Here is a 20,604-nt window from a genome sequence, read left to right on the forward strand (position 1 = left end):
ATCAATGGCTCTGGCCGTGCCAGGGCACCAGCTTGCGCTGCAGGGCGCGCAGGCCCATCTCCAGGGCGAAGGCGATCAGGGCGATCAGCAGAATCCCCAGGACCACCACATCGGTGACCAGGAACTGCGCGGCGGACTGCACCATGAAACCCAGGCCACTGGTGGCGGCGATCAGCTCGGCGGCCACCAGTGTCGACCAGCCCACACCGAGGCCGATGCGGATGCCGGTGAGGATGTCGGGCAGTGCGCTGGGCAGGATCACGTGGCGGATCAGTTGGATTTTGCTGGCGCCCAGCGACTGCGCGGCGCGTAGTTTGGCGGGGTCGACGGTGCGCACGCCTGTGGCGGTGGCGATGGCGATCGGGGCGAAGATTGCCAGGTAGATCAAAAGGACTTTCGACAGCTCGCCTATGCCGCACCAGATGACGATCAGTGGCAGGTAGGCCAGCGGCGGAATCGGCCGGTAGAATTCGATCAGCGGATCGAGGATGCCGCGGGCCACGCGGCTGTAGCCGATGGCGATGCCCACCGGGATGGCGGTCAGGGTGGCGAACAGCAGCGCCAGGCCGATGCGCCCCAGGCTGGCGCCCAGGTGCTGCCACAGGCTGGCGTCCATGTAGCCCTGGGTGAGCAGCGTCCAGCCCTTGGCCAGGATATCGGCGGGCGAGGGCAGGAACAGCGGCTCGATCCAGCCGGCGGCGGTAATCAGCCACCATACCAACAGCAGGGAGGCCAGGGTGAGGGCGCTGATCCAGCGGGTCGGCAAGGGCTTGCGGGTTTTCACGACAGGTGGCGTCCGGGGGGCCTGCTTGGCTGCGGCCGGCAATTCGATGCTGCTCATGCGGACTCCTGACGTTGCGAGAACACCCGCGCCAGCACGTGCTCGCGGGTTTCGATGAAACGGGGATCGGACTTGATCGCCCGGGCCGACTCGCCAGCGGCGTAGCGGTGGCCGAAGTCCAGTTGCAGGCGCTCGACCACCCGTCCCGGATTGGGCGCCAGGAGCACCAGCTCGGTGGCGAGGAACACCGCTTCCTCGATGTCGTGGGTGATCAGGAACACTGGCTTGGCGGTGCGTTGCCAGACCTGCAGCAGCAGCTCCTGCATCTGTTCGCGGGTAAAGGCATCGAGGGCGCCGAACGGTTCGTCCATCAACAGCACCCGCGGGTCGGCGGCCAGCGCCCGGGCAAGGCCCACGCGCTGCTTCTGCCCGCCGGACAATTGCCATACACGCCGCTCGCCGAAGCCGGCCAGGTCGACCAGTGTGAGCATCTCGCGCGCCTTGGCTTCACGCTGCGCACGCGGCACGCCGGTCAGCTCCAGGCCGAAGGCGACGTTGCCGAGCACGTCCTGCCAGGGCAGCAGCGCATCGTCCTGGAACACCACGCCGCGCTCGGCGCCCGGGCCTTGCACCGGTGCGCCATCGAGGGTGATGTGCCCGCCACTGGGGGCGACGAAGCCTGCGATCAGGTTGAGTAGCGAGGTCTTGCCGCTGCCGGAAGGCCCGAGGGCCACCAGCAGCTGGCGCGGACCCAGGCTCAGGTTGATATCGGCCAGCACCGGGGTGGTGGCGCCGGGGTACTGTGCGCTGATGCGCTCCAGCTCGAGCAAGGCCATGACGGGCTCCGGATCAGTTGGGCAGGTACTGGGCGCTGACGTAGGGCGTGTAGTCCGGCAGCACGGCATCAACCTTGCCCTGCTGCTTGAGGAAGGTGGCGGTGTCGGTCAGCGCCTGGGTGGTCGGTGCGCCAAGGGCATTGGCCTGGTCGGCGGCCAGTGGGTAGACGTTGCCCTGCAGCAGCACCGGAATATCGGCGGGCTTGGCGCCAGACAGCTTGACCAGCTTGGCGACGTTGTCCTTGTCGGCCAGCCAGGCTTGCGGGTCCTTGCGGTAGTCGGCATAGGCGTCGAGGGTGACTTTGGCGAACGACTTGACGATCTCCGGGTGCTTGGCGGCGAAGTCCTTGCGCACGATCCAGGCGTCGAAGGTCGGCGCGCCTTTCTCGGCCAGCTCGCCGGAGGTGATCAGCACCTTGCCGTTCTCCTTGGCCACGCCCAGGGCCGGGTCCCAGACGTAGGTGGCGTCGATGTCGCCGCGTTTCCAGGCAGCGATGATCGCCGGTGGCGCGAGGTTGAGGATCTGCACTTTCGACGGGTCGATGTTCCAGCTCTTCAGCGCGGCCAACAGGCTGTAGTGGCCGGTGGAAACGAACGGCACGGCGACTTTCTTGCCCACCAGGTCCTGGGGGGTCTTGATGCTGTCGCGGGCGACCAGGGCTTCACCGGCGCCGATCTGGGTGGCGATCAGGAAGGTTTCCACAGGCAATTTGCGGGTGGCGGCGGCGGCCAGCGGGCTGGAGCCGAGGTAGCCAATCTGCACGTCGCCCGAGGCAACGGCGGTGATCACATCGGCGCCGTTGTCGAACTTGCGCCAGTCGATGCTGGCCTTGCTGTCCTTTTCATAGGTGCCATCGACCTGGGCCACCTTGGCCGGGTCGACGGTGGTCTGGTAGGCAACGGTCAGGTCGGCGGCCTGGGCCAGCCAGCTGGCACTGGCGAGGGTCAGGGCGGCGAACAGGCGCAGCGGAGCATGCGGGATCATGGTTGAACCTCTCGTCAGGCATTCGGGGATAGATGGCGAGAAGACTAGATGATCTAAGAAATATGAAATAAATAACTTTTTAGAATTAGCTTAAAAGCCAATTGCTCTGACCCCCGCCCGTATGGGGCGGCGGTACCGGTGGCGGAATCTGCCAAGCCAGCTAGGCTTGATCGGTTCCGACGGGAGGCCGTCGGTCGCCACCTCTGCAAACGTTTGCACATAACCTAAAGGTATGATTGACGGCGTCGATACAACGATTTGTAGGAATGGTTCCGATGTTATTCCGTAAAAATCTTACAGATTCATAAAACGGTCATTTTGGATTTATAGGATTGTCATTATCCTGTAGCGCAGATCGACGGGTTAGACCAAAGTCGCGAATCGATCGTTAGCGATTGACTTGGCGGTCACGCTTTGGTGCTAAATCGCCAATCCGGGTGAGTGGGGCAGCAGACTCCGCCGCTTGAGACGCACAAAAATTAGAACGTAGAGGAGCAAAACATGTACAAGTCCAGCCTGGCTCTGGCCGTGGCACTGGGGGTTCTCGCCCAACAAGCAGGCGCTGCAGGTTTCGTAGAGGACAGCAAGCTGTCCCTGAGCTCGCGCACCATGTACTTCAACAACGACAACCGTGAAGCGCCTGGTAGCAAGCCACGTCCTGACGTTCGTGAGTCCGGTCAAGGTTTCAAGCTTGACTACATCTCCGGCTTTACCCAAGGCACCGTTGGCTTTGGTGTGGACGCTCAAGCCCTGTGGGGTATTCACCTGGATGGCGGCAAGGGCTACCACCAGAACGGCAGCAGCTTCTTCCCTAGTGACTCCGACGGCTCTGCCGAGAAGCAGTGGGCACGTCTGGGCGCCAATGCAAAGGCTCGTTTCTCCAAGACCGAGGCGCACTTCGGTAGCGCACTGGCACCTAACCTGCCAATCCTCGTGTCCAACGATGGTCGTCTGCTGCCACAAACCTTTGAAGGTGGCACCATCTCTTCGAAAGAGATCGACAACCTGACCATCAACGCCGGTCAATTGACCCATGCGATGGGCCGTGCGTCGAGCAACCGTACCGGTCTGTCGGTGCAGGGCGCTACCCAGGAAAGCAACAAGTTCCGCTACGCCGGTGCTGACTGGAAGGTCACCAAGGACCTGACCCTGCAGTACTACTACTCGAACCTGGAAGACTTCTACAAGCAGCACTTCCTGGGCGCGACTCACGTGTTCCAGATCGCTGATGACCAGTCGTTCAAGACCGACCTGCGCTACTTCAAGAGCAGCAATGACGGCAAGAACGGTGAAGCGGGCTACGAGTTCAAGAACAATGGCGGTTACGCCAAGAACCCAGGCGAGGTCGACAACAAGACCTGGTCGGCCATGTTCACTTATACCCTTGGCGGCCATGCGCTGATGCTGGGTCATCAGCAAGTCAGCGATGACGGTGGTTTCGTCTGGCTGAACCAAGGCAGCCTGGTCGACGAAGGTGCTGGCGGCGCGAGCTTCTATCTGTTCACCGACAGCATGATCAACCAGTTCGCCAAGGCCGGTGAAAACACCACCTTCGGTCAGTACTCCTACGACTTCGCTCGTCTGGGCGTGCCGGGCCTGAAAGCATCGGTTGCTTACCTGCGTGGTGAAGATGGCCGTGCCACCAATGGCCACGGTACCTTCAGCGAGTGGGAACGTGACGCTCGCGTCGACTACGTTCTGCAGGAAGGTACCCTCAAGGGCCTGGGCTTCAGCCTGCGCCAGGGTGTCTACCGTGGTACCGGTTCGGGTTCCGCAGCCGACCAGGACCAGACTCGCTTCATCGTCAACTACACTTACGCCTTCATGTAAGTCGTAGCTGCACAAAGAAAGCCTCGCCTAGTGCGAGGCTTTTTTGTGTCTGCGATTCCGTATGCAATCTAGTTATAAATAAATCGATATATATTCTTTTTATTTTTATTCGGAAGCAGGCACATTGAACCCACAAGGCCAGACACAGCACAGGAGCCGCTTCCATGAGCCTCAAACTCGGCGATATCGCCCCCGATTTCGAACAGGATTCCAGCGCCGGCAAGATCCGTTTCCACGAATGGCTGGGCGACAGCTGGGGCGTGCTGTTCTCCCACCCGGCCGATTTCACCCCGGTGTGCACCACCGAACTGGGCCTGACCGCCAAGCTCAAGGATGATTTCGCCAAGCGCGGGGTCAAGGCCATCGCCCTGTCGGTGGACCCGGTGGACTCGCACCACAAGTGGATCGACGACATCAACGAGACCCAGAACACCGTGGTCAACTTCCCGATCATCGCCGATGCCGACCGCAAGGTGTCCGACCTGTACGACCTGATCCACCCCAATGCCAGCGACACCCTGACCGTGCGCTCGCTGTTCGTCATCGACCCGAACAAGAAGGTGCGCCTGACCATTACCTATCCGGCCAGTACCGGGCGCAACTTCAACGAGATCCTGCGGGTGATCGATTCGCTGCAGCTGACCGACAACTACAAGGTCGCCACGCCGGGCAACTGGCAGGACGGCGATGAGGTAGTGATCGTGCCTTCGCTCAAGGACGAAGATGAAATCAAACGTCGTTTCCCGAAAGGGTATCGAGCGGTGAAACCCTATCTGCGGCTGACCCCGCAACCCAATCGTTGAAGCATTCCTCGTTGCATTGCTCTTAGCCAAGCAGGGATCTTCGGGCCGTTTCGACGGCCCTTTTTTATTGCGTGACTACAACAAATCATAAATTCATAAATGGAATAAACAAATGAAAAAATATGATTTATAGGTATATGTGACGAGCTGTTAATGTCGTTACATCCAGCGGGGACAACCCCTCGCGGCCCTGCAATCGAATCGAAGGAAGCGCTTTCAATGCTGGTTGTCTCTGTCGGTGGTAGCCCCAGTCTTCGTTCACGCTCCGGCGTGCTGCTAGAACGCTCGCGCGACTGGCTGCAGGAGCGGGGCGTCGAAGTGGTGACCTTCCAGGTGCGTGAGTTTCCCGCCGAAGATCTGCTGCATGCCCGTTTCGACAGCCCGCAGGTGCGCCACTTCAACGAACTTGTAGCCCAGGCCGACGGCCTGGTGGTGGCCACCCCGGTGTACAAGGCGTCCTTCGCCGGGGCCTTGAAGACCTTGCTCGACCTGCTGCCCGAGCGGGCCCTGGAACACAAGGTGGTGTTGCCGATCGCAACCGGTGGCAGCATCGCCCACATGTTGGCCGTGGACTACGCGCTCAAGCCCGTGCTGTCGGCCCTCAAGGCGCAGGAGACCCTGCAAGGGATCTTCGCCGACGACAGCCAGATTGCCTACGGTGAGGGCGCCAGGCCCGCGCAACTGGCCGCTGCCCTGGAGCAGCGCCTGCAGGATTCGCTGGAAACATTCCACAGCGCCATGGCGCGCCGGCCCCAACCTGTCGCCCCCGGCGTGCTCAACGAACGCCTGATCAGTGCCCGCTGGAGTATCTGAACCAGGCTTGACCGCTCCATCGCTGTCCCCACCTTACTCGCCCGCCAACGAGGCAAGCAGGTGCTACCCGAACCCAACTCGCACAGGAGAGCGCCATGCGCACAGTCTTCTTGCGTCGTGGTCTGGTCGCCCTGTTCGCGGCGGCTGTGTCCTTCGGCGCCATCAGCCAAGCCCAGGCCGAGAGCCTGCGTATCGGTTACCAGAAATACGGCACCCTGGTGCTGCTCAAGGCCAAGGGCTCGCTGGAAAAGCGCCTGAAGGAACAGGGCATCGACGTGCAATGGACCGAGTTCCCCGGCGGTCCACAGCTGCTCGAGGGGCTCAACGTCGGCTCCATCGACTTTGGCGTGACCGGCGAAACGCCGCCGGTGTTCGCCCAGGCCGCGGGCGCCGACCTGCTCTACGTCGCCTATGAGCCGCCAGCCCCGCACAGCGAGGCGATCCTGGTGCCGAAGGGGTCGACGATCCAGTCTGTGAAGGAACTCAAGGGCAGGAAAGTCGCCCTCAACAAGGGTTCCAACGTCCATTACCTGCTGGTGCGTGCCCTTGAAGACGCCGGTCTCAAGTACACCGATATCCAGCCCGTCTACCTGCCCCCGGCCGATGCCCGCGCCGCCTTCGAGCGCGGCAGTGTCGATGCCTGGGTGATCTGGGACCCGTACCAGGCCGCCGCCGAGCAACAGCTGCAGGCACGCACCCTGCGTGACGGCAAGGACCTGGTCGACAACCATCAGTTCTATCTCGCCACCCGCAGCTATGCCACCCAGCACCCGGCGGTGATCAACACCCTGGTCGAAGAAGTGCGCGCCGTGGGCGAATGGTCCCAGGCCAATCCGCAGCAGGTCACCGACCAGGTTGCGCCGCTGCTCGGCCTGCCCGCCGACATCACCCTGACGTCGGTCAAGCGCCAAGGCTACGGAGCCGCGCCGCTGACCGCGGAAGTGATCGCCGCACAGCAGAAGATTGCCGACACCTTCCAGGCCCTGAAGCTGATTCCCAAGCCCTTGAGCATCAAGGACGTGATCTGGACACCCCCGGCCAAGGTCGCCAGTGCGCCTTGAACGTTTCGCCTGCGCCGGGGCGTCGCCCCGGCATGAGCCACCCTTGAGGAGACAACTCCAATGAGCCTTAACATTTTCTGGTTCCTCCCTACCCATGGTGACGGCAAGTACCTGGGCACCAGCGAAGGCGCCCGTGCCGTCGATCACGGCTACCTGAGCCAGATCGCCCAGGCCGCCGACCGCCTGGGCTTCGGCGGCGTGCTGATCCCCACTGGACGTTCCTGCGAGGACTCCTGGCTGGTGGCGGCGTCGCTGATCCCGGTGACCGAGCGCCTGAAGTTCCTGGTGGCCCTGCGCCCGGGGATCATCTCGCCGACCGTGGCTGCACGCCAGGCCGCCACCCTGGATCGTCTGTCCAACGGCCGTGCATTGTTCAACCTGGTGACCGGTGGCGATCCGGACGAACTGGCCGGTGATGGCCTGCACCTGAACCACCAGGAACGCTATGAGGCGTCGGTGGAATTCACCCGTATCTGGCGCAAGGTGCTCGAAGGCGAAACGGTCGACTACGACGGCAAGCACATCCAGGTGAAAGGCGCCAAGCTGCTCTACCCGCCGATCCAGCAGCCGCGCCCACCGCTGTACTTCGGTGGCTCGTCTGACGCTGCCCAGGACCTGGCCGCCGAACAGGTCGAGCTGTACCTGACCTGGGGCGAGCCGCCGGCCGCGGTGGCCGAGAAGATTGCTGCGGTACGTGAGAAAGCGGCCGCCCAGGGCCGTGAGGTGCGCTTCGGCATTCGCTTGCACGTGATTGTGCGGGAAACCAACGAGGAGGCCTGGGCTGCCGCCGACAGGCTGATCTCGCACCTGGACGACGACACCATCGCCCGCGCACAGGCGTCGCTGGCGCGCTTCGACTCGGTCGGTCAGCAGCGCATGGCCGCGCTGCACGGTGGCAAGCGCGACAAGCTCGAAGTGGCGCCGAACCTGTGGGCCGGCGTCGGCCTGGTACGGGGTGGCGCCGGCACCGCGCTGGTGGGCGATGGCCCGACCGTCGCGGCGCGGGTCAAGGAATACGCCGATCTTGGCATCGATACCTTCATCTTCTCGGGCTATCCACACCTCGAAGAGTCGTACCGCGTCGCCGAGCTGCTGTTCCCGCATCTGGACGTGCAGCGTCCGGAGCAGCCGAAAACCGGTGGCTACGTAAGCCCGTTCGGTGAAATGGTCGCCAACGACATCCTGCCCAAGTCCGTGTCGCAGAGCTGAGGGCCGGGGCCATGAGTCGTGCATCCACCACCACCTGGTCCAAGCGCCTGGCGCCCTGGGCCCTGCCGATCCTGCTGCTGGCGGTATGGCAGTTGGCGGTCAGCGCAGGCTGGCTGTCGACCCGCATCCTGCCGGCGCCGAGCGCGGTGGTCAGTGCCGGCGTCGAGCTGGTGCGCAGTGGCCAGATCTGGACCCACCTGGCCATCAGCGGCTGGCGTGCCGGCCTGGGCTTCGTGATCGGCGGCAGTCTCGGCCTGTTGCTCGGCTTCATCACCGGCCTGTCGAACTGGGGCGAGCGCCTGCTCGACAGTTCGGTGCAGATGATCCGCAACGTGCCGCACCTGGCGCTGATCCCGCTGGTGATCCTGTGGTTCGGCATCGACGAGTCGGCAAAGATTTTCCTGGTGGCCCTGGGGACGCTGTTCCCCATCTACCTGAACACCTATCACGGGATCCGCAATGTCGATCCGGCGCTGGTGGAGATGGCGCGCAGCTACGGGCTGTCGGGCTTCGCGCTGTTCCGTCAGGTGATCCTGCCGGGGGCGCTGCCTTCGATCCTGGTCGGTGTGCGTTTCGCCCTGGGATTCATGTGGCTGACGTTGATCGTCGCCGAGACCATCTCGGCCAATGCCGGTATCGGCTATCTGGCGATGAACGCCCGCGAATTCCTGCAGACCGACGTGGTGGTGCTGGCCATCGTCCTGTACGCGGTGCTCGGCAAGCTGGCCGACTTGGCCGCCCGTGGCCTGGAGCGTGTGTGGCTGCGTTGGCACCCGGCCTACCAGGTGGCGAAGAAGGAGGGCGCGTGATGACGGTACTCAAGGCACAACCGCCACGCCTGCTGCGTGGTATCCCCCTGGCGGCCAGGGACCTGCGTCGTACGTTCGGCCAGCGCGAAGTGCTGCGCGGGATCGACCTGCACATTCCGGCTGGCCAGTTTGTCGCCATCGTTGGTCGCAGTGGTTGCGGTAAAAGCACCTTGCTGCGCCTGCTGGCCGGGCTCGACCAGCCCAGCGGCGGCCAATTGCTGGCGGGCGCCGCGGCGCTTGCCGAGGCCCGCGAGGATACCCGGCTGATGTTCCAGGACGCGCGCCTGCTGCCCTGGAAGAAGGTGATCGACAACGTCGGCCTGGGGTTGTCCGGCAACTGGCGGCCACGCGCCCTGGAAGCCCTGGAGGCGGTCGGCCTGGTCGATCGCGCCAATGAGTGGCCGGCGGCCTTGTCCGGTGGCCAGAAACAGCGGGTGGCCCTGGCCCGGGCGCTCATTCATCAGCCGCGTCTGCTGCTGCTGGATGAGCCCTTGGGCGCGTTGGACGCCCTGACCCGTATCGAGATGCAGCAACTGATCGAGCGCCTTTGGCGCCAGCACGGTTTCACCGTGCTGCTGGTCACCCACGACGTCAGCGAAGCCGTCGCCGTGGCCGACCGGGTGATCCTGATCGAAGACGGCGCCGTCGGCCTGGACCTGGTCATCGACCTGCCGCGACCCCGGGTGCGGGGTTCGCACCGCTTGGCGGCGCTGGAAAGCGAAGTGCTCAACCGTGTTCTCTCCGTCCCGGGCACGCCGCCCGATCCGGAACCTGTCGCCCCGTTGCCCACGCAGTTGCGTTGGGCTCATTGAATCCCCGAAACCGCAAAAAGGAATGACGCCATGACCATCAAAGCCATCAACGTTCGCAACCAGTTCAAAGGCACCGTGAAGGAAATTCTCGAAGGCCCGGTACTCTCGGAAATCGACGTGCAGACCGCCTCTGGCATCGTCACTTCGGTGATTACCACCCGTTCCGTGAAGGAGCTCGAGTTGCAGGTGGGCAGCGAGGTGATCGCCTTCGTGAAATCGACCGAGGTGTCCATCGCCAAGCTCTGAAGTCTTGCACGGTACCTTTAGGGGCGGCTTTAGCCACGATCACCCGCGGAGCGGGTGCCAGACATCGCGTTGGCTGCATTGCGGCTAAAGCCGCTCCTACAGGATATTTGCAGGGCTCAGGGTCAGCGCTTGGCCAGATAAGGCGGCAGATACAGCCCCAGATACGCCTCGAACACGCGCATCCCTTCCTCCGCCATGCGTGGCGTGATCGCCTCATGCAGCTGCATCGAGCGGGCATACACCCGATCGCTCAGTTCCATCGCCAGGGCGAACACGTGCACATCTCCTGGCATCGCTGGCAACTGAAAATGCCGGTCGAACAGTTGGTGCATCAACTCGCCCAGTTCCAGATCATGCTGGCGATCAGCCTGGACCACTTCGCTCAAACCATGCTGGGCGAGGATCAGCTGCCGCGCCGCGGCGTCCTCGTTGTAGATGTCGAGCATGCGCTGCTCGATCAGCCGCGACAGGCCATGCCAGGTGCTGAACGCCGCGCTGTCGATCGGTGCGCTCAAGGCTTCGCGAAAAGCCCGATGCACGTCGGCGGTCAGCGCCTCCAGCAAGGCCGGCACGCTGGCGAAGAAGTGATACACCGACGATGGCGGGATCTGCGCCCGTTCGGCCACGCTGTAGATCGACAACCCCGCCACACCTTGGCCTGCCAGCAGCTCGCGCGCCGCGGCCAGGATCGCTTCGATCCTGGCCTGGCTGCTGGCGCGTGGCTTGCGCGGGGTGGCGGTGCGGTTCATCAGTTGCTGATTGCCAGGATGCTGGCCTGGTAGGCGCCAACGAACAGGTCGAAGTCACCGACCTCTTCCTGTTCCAGCTCGGACTGCTTGGCGATCGATTCGCGTGCAAGGGTTTCGAAGGCCTGTTGCTGCGCGCTGCTCAGTGGTTGCTCGCGGAAGCTCTCGGCGTGCAGGCGGCTCTGGCGCAGGGAGAACTGGACGAAAGTTTCGTCGTGTTCGGTCATGCGCGCCAGCACCTGGGCCGATGGCGTCAGCTCGGGGTCTTCGACCTTGGCCTGCTGTACCTCCAGGGCCTTGGCGTGGTCATTGCCACCCTGGGCACGATCGAGCAGCCCGGCCAGCTGGCCGATCCGCTCGATCAGTTCGCTTGCCCATTGCTTCAACGCGACCGGCTGGCCGTCACGGCGCAGCTCCAGGCCCGGGCGCCGACCTTCCTTGACCACGGTGAGGAAGTTGTCGGTGCACTGGCCGCACTCGCCGTTGTCCAGTTGCGGGCTTTCTTCGAGGGCGCAGAACAGCAGGAAGGCGTCGAGGAAACGGGCTTCGGTCAGGTCGATGCCCACTGGCAGGAACGGGTTGATGTCCAGGCAGCGCACTTCCACGTATTGCACGCCACGCGAGGTCAGGGCCTGGATCGGCCGCTCGCCGGTGTAAGTGACGCGCTTGGGGCGGATATTCGAGTAGTACTCGTTCTCGATCTGCAGGATGTTGGTGTTCAACTGCACCCACTCGCCATCGACGTGCGTGCCGACCTCGACATAGGGCGGGTAGGGCGTGCCCACGGCCTTGCGCAGGCTGTCGGTGTAGCTGGCCAGGTTGTTGTAGCAGGGCGTCAGGCCCGCCTGGGCGTTGCTCTGGTAGCCCAGGTCGCTCATGCGCAGGCTGGTGGCATAGGGCAGGTACAGTGTTTCGGCGTCAAGCTCTTCGAGCTGGTGCGGGCGGCCGCGCAGGAAGCCTTTGTCCAGGGCCGGGGACGCGCCGAACAGGTACATCAGCAGCCAGCTGTAGCGGCGGAAGTTGCGGATCAGCGCGATATAGGCCGAGGACTGGTAGTCGCGGTCGTCCTGCTCGCCGCCTTCGGCATCGCGCAACAGCGGCCACAGCGCCTCGGGCAGCGAGAAGTTGTAATGGATGCCGGCGATGCATTGCATGGTGCGGCCGTAACGCAGGGCCAGGCCCTTGCGGTACACGTGCTTGAGCTTGCCGATGTTCGAGCTGCCGTACTCGGCGATCGGGATGTCTTCTTCGGCCGGCAGTGCGCAGGGCATCGACGGGCTCCACAGCAGTTCGTCGCCCAGCTTGCTGTAGACGAAGCGGTGGGTCTGTTCGAGGCTTTCGAGCACTTTGGCAGGGTCCGCCAGGGCTGGGGTGATGAACTCCAGCAGCGACTCGGAATAGTCGGTGGTGATCTGCTCGTTGGTCAGCGCCGAACCCAGTGCTTCGGGGTGTGGGGTCTGGGCCAGGCGACCTTCTTTGGTCACGCGCAGGCATTCGCGCTCAATGCCGTGCAGGCACTGCTTGAGCAGGTCGATATTGTCGCCGAGCAGGCTCAGGCGGCGGTTGAGGAGGTCGCTCAAGATGGATTCCTTCACGCGTCAGTCGCCCCAATATGGGGGTAGAGATGACGGTCTACAAGGGTAGTTGGGAAAGGAACTGGCGTTGTCGCCTGGTTTACGCGGTTCCGTCGCTGGCCTGTATGCGTCTGATCGCGGGGCAAGCCCACTCCCACGAAACGTAGAAGCATTCGTGGGAGCGGGCTTGCCCCGCGATCAGGTGTACAGCATTACGCCGAAAATACCGCAGATCGGGGCTTGTCAGCTAGAGAACCGCGAAGGTTCCCTGCGCCTTGGCCACCAGCTTGTCGTCCTGGAGCACGTCGGCGTCGACCACGAGGGTGCGCCGTCCCGCATGCAGCACCCGGGCGGTACACACGACCTCGCCCTCGCTGACAGCGCGCATGTAGTTGATCTTGCATTCGATGGTCACGCTCTGCTGGTCGAAGCCATGGCTGGCCGAGCAGGCCAGGCCCATGCTGATATCGACCAGGCTGAAGATCGCCCCGCCGTGCAGCTTCTGGCCACGGTTGCGCAGGTGCGGCTCGAGCGCCAGGGCCACTTCTGCAACACCCGTTTCCAGGCGTTGCAGGCGGCAGCCGAGGAGCTGGCTGAAGGCGCTTTCGACGTACTCCTTCGGTACTTCCATCACTTCTTCTTCAGTTGCTTGGCGTTGGCGAACAGCGCCGCCATGGCGTTGTTGGCCGGCGCGGCGGTGGCGGTCTCGCGCTGGCGAGGCGCCTGCTGCTGGCGGTTGCCGCCATTGCCGCGGTTGCCGCCACGGTTGCCCTCGACCTTCTCGCCCGGGGTATCGCTCATGCGCATGGACAGGCCGACGCGCTTGCGCGGGATGTCCACTTCCATGACCTTGACCTTGACCACGTCGCCGGCCTTGACCGCTTCACGCGGATCCTTGACGAACTTCTCCGACAGCGCCGAGATGTGTACCAGGCCATCCTGGTGCACGCCGATGTCGACGAAAGCACCGAAGTTGGTGACGTTGGTCACCACGCCTTCGAGGATCATGCCGGGTTCCAGGTCCTTCAGGTCCTCGACGCCGTCCTGGAAGGTGGCAGTCTTGAACTCCGGACGCGGGTCGCGACCTGGCTTGTCGAGTTCCTGGAGGATGTCGGTGACGGTCGGCAGGCCGAAGGACTCGTCGGTGAATTTCTTCGGGTCCAGGCGCTTGAGGAAGCTGCTGTCGCCGATCAGCGAGCGGATGTCGCGGTCGGTGTCGGCGGCGATGCGCTGCACCAGTGGGTAGGCTTCCGGGTGCACCGCCGAGGCGTCCAGCGGGTTGTCGCCGTTCATCACGCGCAGGAAGCCGGCGGCCTGCTCGAAGGTTTTCTCGCCCAGGCGGCTGACCTTTTTCAGCGCGGCGCGGGTGGCGAACGGGCCGTTGGCGTCGCGGTGGGCGACGATATTCTGCGCCAGGGTGGCATTGAGGCCGGAAATGCGCGTCAGCAGCGCCACCGAGGCGGTGTTGACGTCCACGCCCACGGCGTTCACGCAGTCCTCGACCACGGCGTCCAGGCCACGGGCCAGTTTCACCTGCGACACGTCGTGCTGGTACTGGCCGACACCGATGGATTTCGGGTCGATCTTCACCAGTTCGGCCAGCGGGTCCTGCAGACGTCGGGCGATGGACACCGCGCCGCGGATCGACACGTCCAGGTCCGGGAACTCGCGGGCGGCCAGTTCAGAGGCCGAGTACACCGAAGCGCCAGCCTCGGAAACCATAATCTTGGTGATCTTCAGTGCCGGGTACTTCTTCACCAGCTCCGCCACCAGCTTGTCGCTCTCGCGGCTGGCGGTGCCGTTGCCGATGGCGATCAGCTCCACCGAGTGCTTGGCGCACAGCGCGGCCATGATGGAGATGGTGCGGTCCCAGTCATTCTTGGGCGCGTGCGGGTAGACCGTGGTGTAGTCCAGCAGCTTGCCGGTGGCGTCGACCACGGCAATCTTGCAGCCGGTGCGCAGGCCCGGGTCGAAGCCCAGGGTGGCGCGCGGGCCGGCCGGGGCGGCCAGCAGCAGGTCGTGCAGGTTGTGGGCGAAGACGTTGATCGCCTCGCCTTCGGCGTTGTCGCGCAGCTCGCCGAACAGGTCGGTTTCCAGGTGGGTGTAGAGCTTGACCTTCCAGGTCCAGCGCACCACCTCGCCCAGCCACTTGTCGGCGGGGCGGTTGCGGTTTTCGATGCCGACATGGTTGCCGATCATCACCTCGCACGGGTGCAGGGTGCCCGGCAGTTCTTCGCCGACCTTCAGCGAGGCGCTCAGCACGCCTTCGTTGCGCCCGCGGAAGATCGCCAGGGCACGGTGCGACGGCGCGGTGCGCAGCAGTTCGTCGTGGGCGAAGTAGTCGCGGAACTTGGCGCCTTCCTCTTCCTTGCCAGCGACCACGCGGGCGGTCAGTACCGCTTCCTGCTTGAGGAAGTTGCGCAGCTTGTCCAGCAGGCCGGCGTCTTCGGCGAAGCGCTCCATGAGGATGTACTTGGCGCCTTCCAGGGCAGCCTTGGCGTCAGCCACGCCCTTGTCCGCGTCGACGAAGCGCGCGGCTTCGGCTTCCGGGTTCAGTTGCGGGTCGTTGAACAGCCCGTCGGCCAGCTCGCCCAGGCCGGCTTCCAGGGCGATCTGGCCCTTGGTGCGGCGCTTCTGCTTGTACGGCAGGTAGAGGTCTTCGAGGCGGGTCTTGGTGTCGGCGAGCTTGATCTCGCGGGCCAGCTCCGGAGTCAGCTTGCCCTGCTCCTCGATGCTGGCCAGGATGCTGGCACGGCGCTCGTCGAGCTCGCGCAGGTAGCGCAGGCGCTCTTCCAGGTGGCGCAATTGGGTGTCGTCCAGGCTGCCGGTCACTTCCTTGCGGTAACGGGCGATGAAGGACACGGTCGATCCTTCGTCCAACAGGCCCACGGCCGCTTCGACCTGTTGTGGGCGCACGCCCAGTTCCTCGGCGATACGGCTGTTGATGCTGTCCATGAAAACCACCTGACAAATAGTGAATGCAAGGCCGCGGTTGGGCGTTCAGCCCCGGCGACACTGGGTGAAAGCCGCGCATTATACCCATCGGGCCGGGCTTGCGGTGATGGCGCGGCGCCAGTCGTCGATGGGGCGACAGTGGCACGGCGGGAAAAATCTGCTAACAATGCACACGGCACGCGCGGCAATGGCTACGCCATAATGCGCGGCGATATCAGAGGAGTAATTCATGACCAGCACCGCAAACGCCGTAGAAGGCGACAAGATTCTCATCGTCGACGACGATCCGGGCCTGAGCAGCCTGCTGGACCGTTTCTTCACCAGCAAGGGCTTCCGTGTCCGCAGCGTGCCCAACGTCGAACAGATGGATCGCCTGCTGGCCCGTGAAGTGTTCAACCTGGTGGTGCTCGACCTGATGTTGCCTGGCGAGGACGGCCTGTCCGCGTGCAAGCGCCTGCGCGCCTCGAACAACCAGATTCCGATCATCATGCTCACCGCCAAGGGCGATGAGCTCAGTCGTATCAAGGGGCTGGAGCTTGGTGCCGATGACTACCTGGCCAAGCCGTTCAACCCGGATGAGCTGGTGGCCCGGGTCAAGGCCGTGCTGCGCCGCCAGGCCCCGGCTGTGCCAGGCGCGCCGGGGAGCGAGGAAGAGACCGTCACCTTTGGCGACTACGAATTGTCGCTGGCCACCCGCGAGCTCAAGCGCGGTGAAGAAACGCACATGCTCACCACCGGCGAGTTCGCCGTGCTCAAGGCCCTGGTGATGCATGCTCGCGAGCCGCTGACCCGCGACAAACTGATGAACCTGGCCCGTGGCCGTGAGTGGGATGCCCTGGAGCGTTCCATCGACGTGCAGATCTCGCGCCTGCGCCGGATGATCGAGCCCGATCCTTCCAAGCCGCGTTACATCCAGACCGTATGGGGTGTGGGCTACGTCTTCGTGCCGGACGGAAACGCCGGCAAATGAGCCTGCCGGCTCGTCAGGGTGCAGCAGGGCGACCCATGCGGGTCGCCCTGTTTTCGTCTACGGCGACCGGCCTTTTCAGCACAGTAGTTGATCGATGAAAACGCCTCTCTGGTTCCCGCAAAGCTTCTTCGCCCGCACCCTCTGGCTGGTGCTGATCGTCGTGCTGTTCTCCAAGGCGCTGACGCTCGTGTACCTGCTGATGAACGAGGACGTGCTGGTCGACCGCCAGTACAGCCACGGCGTGGCCCTGACGCTGCGTGCCTATTGGGCAGCGGATGAAGAGAACCGCGACCAGATTGCCGAGGCCGCCGGCCTGATCCGCGTGACCGGCGCCGGCGTGCCGGAGGGCGAGCAGCACTGGCCCTACAGCGAGATCTACCAGCGCCAGATGCAGGCCGAGCTGGGCGAGGACACCGAAGTGCGGTTGCGTATCCACGCGCCGCCCGCACTGTGGGTGAACGCCCCGAGCCTGGGCCCGGGCTGGCTCAAGGTGCCGCTGTATCCGCATCCGCTGCGCGGGCAGAAGATCTGGAACGTGCTTGGCTGGTTCCTGGCCATCGGCTTGCTGTCCACGGCTTCGGCCTGGATCTTCGTGCGCCAGCTCAACCAGCCGCTCAAGCGTCTGGTGTTCGCCGCCCGCCAGCTGGGCCAGGGGCGCAGCGTGCGCTTGCCGATCAGTGATACACCCAGCGAAATGACCGAAGTGTATCGGGCGTTCAACCAGATGGCCGAAGATGTCGAGCAGGCTGGGCGCGAACGCGAGCTGATGCTGGCGGGCGTTTCCCACGACTTGCGCACGCCGCTGACCCGGCTGCGGCTGTCGCTGTCGCTGATGGGCAACGAAAGCGACCTCAGCGAGGACATGGTCCGCGATATCGAGGACATGGACGCGATCCTCGACCAGTTCCTGGCCTTCATTCGCGACGGGCGCGACGAACCGGTGGAGGAGGTCGACCTGAACGACCTGATCTACGAGGTGGTGGCCCCCTACAACCAGCACAAGGAGCAGGTGCGCCTGTGCCTGGAGCCGATTCCACCGTTCCCGCTGCGCCGTGTCTCGCTCAAGCGCATGCTGGGCAACCTGATCGGCAACGCCCTGCATCACGCCGGCAAGGGGGTCGAGGTAGCGGCCTATGTGTCGGGTGACCAGAGCGCGCCTTATGTGGTGCTCAGCGTGCTGGATCGGGGGACGGGCATCGACGAGTCGGAGCTGGAGACCATCTTCAACCCGTTCATCCGTGGCGACCGGGCGCGGGGCGGCAAGGGTACCGGGCTGGGGCTGGCCATCGTCAAGCGTATCGCCGCGCAGCATGGCGGCAATGTCGAGTTGCGCAACCGCTCCGGTGGCGGGATCGAGGCGCGGGTGCGGTTACCGTTGGGGTTGTTGCTGCCGCGTAACGCCGTGTGATTGCCGGGGCCGCAAAGCGGCCCCGGAATATCAACCCTTGCCCTTGGTCCGCGTCTGATTCGGCCCGCTGTTCTTTTCCAGGTGCTCGATGATCATCCCGGCCACGTCCTTGCCGGTAGTCACCTCGATCCCCTCCAGGCCCGGCGACGAGTTCACTTCCATCACCAGCGGCCCATGATTCGAGCGCAGGATATCCACACCCGCCACGCTCAGCCCCATCACCTTTGCTGCGCGAATCGCGGTCATGCGTTCTTCAGGGGTGATCTTGATCAGGCTGGCCACGCCCCCGCGATGCAGGTTGGAGCGGAACTCGCCCGGCTTGGCCTGGCGCTTCATCGAGGCGATCACCTTGTCGCCGACCACGAAGCAGCGGATATCGGCGCCACCGGCCTCCTTGATGTACTCCTGGACCATGATGTTCTGCTTCAGGCCCATGAACGCCTCGATCACCGACTCGGCGGCCTTGGTGGTCTCGCACAGCACCACGCCGATGCCCTGTGTGCCTTCGAGCACCTTGATTACCAGCGGCGCGCCGTTGACCATCTGGATCAGGTCGGGGATGTCGTCCGGCGAGTGGGCGAAGCCGGTGACCGGCAGGCCAATACCGCGCCGCGACAGCAATTGCAGCGAGCGCAGCTTGTCCCGCGAGCGGGCGATGGCCACCGATTCGTTGAGCGGGTAGACGCCCATCATCTCGAACTGGCGCAGCACCGCGCAGCCATAGAAGGTGACCGAGGCGCCGATGCGCGGTATGACCGCGTCGAAGCCTTCCAGGGGCTTGCCGCGGTAGTGGATCTGCGGCTTGTGGCTGGCAATGTTCATATAGGCCCGGAGCGTGTCGATCACCACCACTTCGTGGCCCCGCTGGGTACCGGCCTCGACCAGGCGGCGGGTGGAATACAGACGCGGATTGCGCGACAGCACAGCGATCTTCATGCAGCACCTGTGACAGGGGAAAGGGTGGCCGCGAAGGCCGGTTTGTCCTGAACGTACTTGAGGCCGGGGTTGACTACCAGTTGGCCGTGGATGAGCGCCTTCGAGCCGAGCAGCAGGCGATAGCGCATGCTCTTGCGGCAGGCCAGGGTGAACTCGACCTCCCAGACCCGGTCACCGAGCGCCAGGGGCGTGCGGATCACGTAGCGGGTCTGGGCATGGCCGTTGGAGCTCTTGATCGTCTTCATGGTGACCATGGGCGCTTCGCAGCGCCGGCGGCGCAGTTGCACCACCGAGCCCAGGTGAGCGGTGAAGCGTACCCATTGCTGGCCATCGCGCTCGAACGGCTCGACCTCCGTGGCGTGCAGGCTGGAGGTACTGGCGCCGGTGTCGATCTTGGCGCGCAGGCCGGCGACGCCGAGGCCGGGCAGGGCGACCCACTCGCGCAGGCCGATCACAGTCAGGTGGTCAAATGTCTTCACTAAGCGTGCCCTGCGGATAAGGAGGTGAACTGTAATGACGGCACGGACTTTTTGCATCTGTCAGTCACGGTAGTACAGTTCCGTGAAAGACAGAATTCGAGGAAAAACCATGGCACAAAAGCCTGAAGACGACGACAAGGTACGCCTGGACAAATGGCTGTGGGCAGCGCGCTTCTACAAGACCCGCGCATTGGCCAAGGCGGCCATTGAAAGTGGCAAGGTGCACTGCCGGGGCGAGCGCTGCAAGCCGGGCAAGGAGCCACGGGTGGGCGATGAGTTCGTGCTACGCACCGGTTTCGACGAGCGCACCGTGGTGGTCAGGGCATTGTCGGTGGTGCGCCGTGGCGCGCCCGAAGCACAGACGTTGTACGAGGAAACCGCCGAGAGTGTGAAGCGCCGCGAGCAGGCCGCTGAAATGCGCAAGGCAGGGGCAATGGGCGTGACCACCGACGGGCGGCCGACCAAGAAGCAGCGCCGGCAGATTCACCAGTTGCACGGCAGTTTCGAGTGACGAGGGCCGCGTAGCGGCCCCCGTGAACGATCAGGCGGCGCGAATCACGCTCATCCGCCCGATCAACGGCAACGTGCCCAGCAGGTCGAACAGCGGTGTCGTCCAGCGCAGCAACGCTGCGCTGCCTTTGGCCGCCAGCGGCGTGTAGCAGCTCCAGCCCAACGCCAGCACCGCCATCAGCAAACCACCGATGTAGTCATCCTGGCCCCAGTGGGCGCCGGCCACCAGGCGCGGCAGCATGAACAGCAGGGCCAGCCCCCACACGAGCAAGTACTGCAACGGGCGACGACTGAACAGGCTCATGAACAGTGCCCAGACCAGCAGCACCGAGGCGTGATCCCCCGGGAAACTCTTGCTCGAGCGGTCCTTGAGCTCCCAGGCCGCCTCCAGGTTCGGGTAGTAGTCACTGAGGTGCACCACATCGTCGAACATCATTGACGGGCTCTTGTGTTGCCACCCCGCTGCATCGACCCACTTGGAAAACAGCGCGCGAATCACCACTAAGAGGAGTAGCGTGACCAGAAAACCGAAAAAGGCCTGGCGGACCTGGGCTGCCTTGAACACCCAGTCACCACGGATAAGCACTGCCAGAAGGATCAGGCCGACGACGATGTCGAACGGGCGCAGGCTGCCGACGGTCCAGATGTAGCGCCAGGGGGTGTTGTTGGCCAGCGGCGCATTCAGGCTGTGGAACAGCCACTCGTCGAATGTCAGGCAAAGGATCTGGCCAACGGGCCACAACCAGAAACACAGTAGTGCGATGGGCAGCAGGGTGCAGGCTGCCAACGGGCCCCAGGACCACCTTGCTTGGAACAGTGGTCGATTGTCCATAAAATACCT

At 64.1% G+C, this 20,604-nt stretch carries 21 protein-coding genes; 11 read left to right on the forward strand and 10 right to left on the reverse strand.

The window, feature by feature from the left end; all coding sequences use genetic code 11:
- Position 1: 1 nt before the first annotated feature.
- The 3 genes from tauC to tauA are packed head-to-tail and all read right to left on the reverse strand — an operon-like array spanning position 2 to position 2,602.
- Complete coding sequence (gene tauC, locus DFS21_RS13390) at positions 2-841, reverse strand: taurine ABC transporter permease TauC (protein WP_110700150.1); 840 nt, start codon at positions 839-841, stop codon at positions 2-4.
- Complete coding sequence (gene tauB, locus DFS21_RS13395; protein ID WP_111532478.1) at positions 838-1,617, reverse strand: taurine ABC transporter ATP-binding subunit; 780 nt, start codon at positions 1,615-1,617, stop codon at positions 838-840. The genes tauC and tauB overlap by 4 nt, the downstream gene beginning before the upstream one ends.
- Positions 1,618-1,630: 13 nt before the next feature.
- Complete coding sequence (tauA, locus tag DFS21_RS13400; protein ID WP_111532479.1) at positions 1,631-2,602, reverse strand: taurine ABC transporter substrate-binding protein; 972 nt, start codon at positions 2,600-2,602, stop codon at positions 1,631-1,633.
- 501 nt (positions 2,603-3,103) lie between these two features.
- Here tauA and DFS21_RS13405 point away from each other — a divergent pair.
- The 8 genes from DFS21_RS13405 (at position 3,104) to DFS21_RS13440 (ending at position 10,185) form a co-directional block, all read left to right on the forward strand.
- Positions 3,104-4,432: an OprD family porin gene (locus tag DFS21_RS13405; protein WP_111532480.1), complete on the forward strand. Its 1,329-nt coding sequence runs from the start codon at positions 3,104-3,106 to the stop codon at positions 4,430-4,432.
- A 164-nt stretch (positions 4,433-4,596) separates the two neighbouring features.
- Positions 4,597-5,235: a peroxiredoxin gene (locus tag DFS21_RS13410; RefSeq protein ID WP_046857522.1), complete on the forward strand. Its 639-nt coding sequence runs from the start codon at positions 4,597-4,599 to the stop codon at positions 5,233-5,235.
- Positions 5,236-5,454: 219 nt separating this feature from the next.
- The gene (gene ssuE, locus DFS21_RS13415) at positions 5,455-6,048 is read left to right on the forward strand and encodes an NADPH-dependent FMN reductase (RefSeq protein WP_104444633.1); all 594 of its coding nucleotides are present in this window, start codon (positions 5,455-5,457) and stop codon (positions 6,046-6,048) included.
- Between the two features lie 95 nt (positions 6,049-6,143).
- On the forward strand, positions 6,144-7,109 hold the full coding sequence (locus DFS21_RS13420) for a sulfonate ABC transporter substrate-binding protein (protein ID WP_111532481.1): 966 nt from the start codon (positions 6,144-6,146) through the stop codon (positions 7,107-7,109).
- A 60-nt stretch (positions 7,110-7,169) separates the two neighbouring features.
- Complete coding sequence (ssuD, locus tag DFS21_RS13425) at positions 7,170-8,318, forward strand: FMNH2-dependent alkanesulfonate monooxygenase (RefSeq protein ID WP_038707156.1); 1,149 nt, start codon at positions 7,170-7,172, stop codon at positions 8,316-8,318.
- Positions 8,319-8,329: 11 nt separating this feature from the next.
- The gene (gene ssuC / locus DFS21_RS13430; protein ID WP_046857519.1) at positions 8,330-9,127 is read left to right on the forward strand and encodes an aliphatic sulfonate ABC transporter permease SsuC; all 798 of its coding nucleotides are present in this window, start codon (positions 8,330-8,332) and stop codon (positions 9,125-9,127) included.
- Positions 9,127-9,939 (forward strand): aliphatic sulfonates ABC transporter ATP-binding protein, encoded by an 813-nt coding sequence (gene ssuB, locus DFS21_RS13435; RefSeq protein WP_038707158.1) that lies wholly within the window; start codon positions 9,127-9,129, stop codon positions 9,937-9,939. Before ssuC ends, ssuB begins: the two co-directional genes overlap by 1 nt.
- 30 nt (positions 9,940-9,969) lie before the next feature.
- Positions 9,970-10,185, forward strand: a complete 216-nt coding sequence (locus tag DFS21_RS13440; RefSeq protein ID WP_008095172.1) for a molybdopterin-binding protein — start codon at positions 9,970-9,972, stop codon at positions 10,183-10,185.
- Positions 10,186-10,307: 122 nt separating this feature from the next.
- On the opposite strand, the gene DFS21_RS13450 is transcribed toward DFS21_RS13440, so the two are convergent.
- The 4 genes from DFS21_RS13450 to DFS21_RS13465 all read right to left on the reverse strand — a co-directional run bounded on the left by DFS21_RS13450 (position 10,308) and on the right by DFS21_RS13465 (position 15,460).
- Positions 10,308-10,934, reverse strand: coding sequence for a TetR/AcrR family transcriptional regulator (locus DFS21_RS13450; RefSeq protein WP_110700160.1), 627 nt, complete (start codon positions 10,932-10,934; stop codon positions 10,308-10,310).
- Positions 10,934-12,511: a glutamate--cysteine ligase gene (gshA, locus tag DFS21_RS13455; protein ID WP_371926834.1), complete on the reverse strand. Its 1,578-nt coding sequence runs from the start codon at positions 12,509-12,511 to the stop codon at positions 10,934-10,936. Before gshA ends, DFS21_RS13450 begins: the two co-directional genes overlap by 1 nt.
- A gap of 241 nt (positions 12,512-12,752) precedes the next feature.
- Positions 12,753-13,136, reverse strand: a complete 384-nt coding sequence (locus DFS21_RS13460) for a PaaI family thioesterase (RefSeq protein ID WP_023630730.1) — start codon at positions 13,134-13,136, stop codon at positions 12,753-12,755.
- Positions 13,136-15,460 (reverse strand): Tex family protein, encoded by a 2,325-nt coding sequence (locus tag DFS21_RS13465; RefSeq protein WP_111532484.1) that lies wholly within the window; start codon positions 15,458-15,460, stop codon positions 13,136-13,138. The genes DFS21_RS13460 and DFS21_RS13465 overlap by 1 nt, the downstream gene beginning before the upstream one ends.
- 229 nt (positions 15,461-15,689) lie before the next feature.
- On the opposite strand from DFS21_RS13465, the gene ompR reads away from it, so the two are divergent.
- The gene (ompR, locus tag DFS21_RS13470; RefSeq protein ID WP_102683460.1) at positions 15,690-16,430 is read left to right on the forward strand and encodes a two-component system response regulator OmpR; all 741 of its coding nucleotides are present in this window, start codon (positions 15,690-15,692) and stop codon (positions 16,428-16,430) included.
- A 94-nt stretch (positions 16,431-16,524) separates the two neighbouring features.
- Positions 16,525-17,838, forward strand: coding sequence for an ATP-binding protein (locus DFS21_RS13475; protein WP_102683459.1), 1,314 nt, complete (start codon positions 16,525-16,527; stop codon positions 17,836-17,838).
- Positions 17,839-17,868: 30 nt separating this feature from the next.
- On the opposite strand, the gene rimK is transcribed toward DFS21_RS13475, so the two are convergent.
- Together rimK and DFS21_RS13485 are read right to left on the reverse strand one after the other, a co-directional pair.
- Complete coding sequence (rimK, locus tag DFS21_RS13480; RefSeq protein ID WP_046857513.1) at positions 17,869-18,774, reverse strand: 30S ribosomal protein S6--L-glutamate ligase; 906 nt, start codon at positions 18,772-18,774, stop codon at positions 17,869-17,871.
- Positions 18,771-19,253, reverse strand: coding sequence for an ATP-dependent zinc protease (locus tag DFS21_RS13485; protein WP_110700168.1), 483 nt, complete (start codon positions 19,251-19,253; stop codon positions 18,771-18,773). Before DFS21_RS13485 ends, rimK begins: the two co-directional genes overlap by 4 nt.
- A 109-nt stretch (positions 19,254-19,362) precedes the next feature.
- Between DFS21_RS13485 and DFS21_RS13490 the strand changes: the two genes are divergently transcribed.
- On the forward strand, positions 19,363-19,764 hold the full coding sequence (locus DFS21_RS13490; RefSeq protein WP_038707163.1) for an RNA-binding S4 domain-containing protein: 402 nt from the start codon (positions 19,363-19,365) through the stop codon (positions 19,762-19,764).
- A gap of 30 nt (positions 19,765-19,794) precedes the next feature.
- Here DFS21_RS13490 and DFS21_RS13495 read toward each other — a convergent pair whose 3' ends face one another.
- Complete coding sequence (locus DFS21_RS13495) at positions 19,795-20,595, reverse strand: phosphatase PAP2 family protein (protein WP_110700170.1); 801 nt, start codon at positions 20,593-20,595, stop codon at positions 19,795-19,797.
- Positions 20,596-20,604 lie beyond the last annotated feature (9 nt).

This window comes from Pseudomonas sp. 2848 (genome assembly GCF_003253945.1).
Classification (GTDB): Bacteria; Pseudomonadota; Gammaproteobacteria; order Pseudomonadales; family Pseudomonadaceae; genus Aquipseudomonas.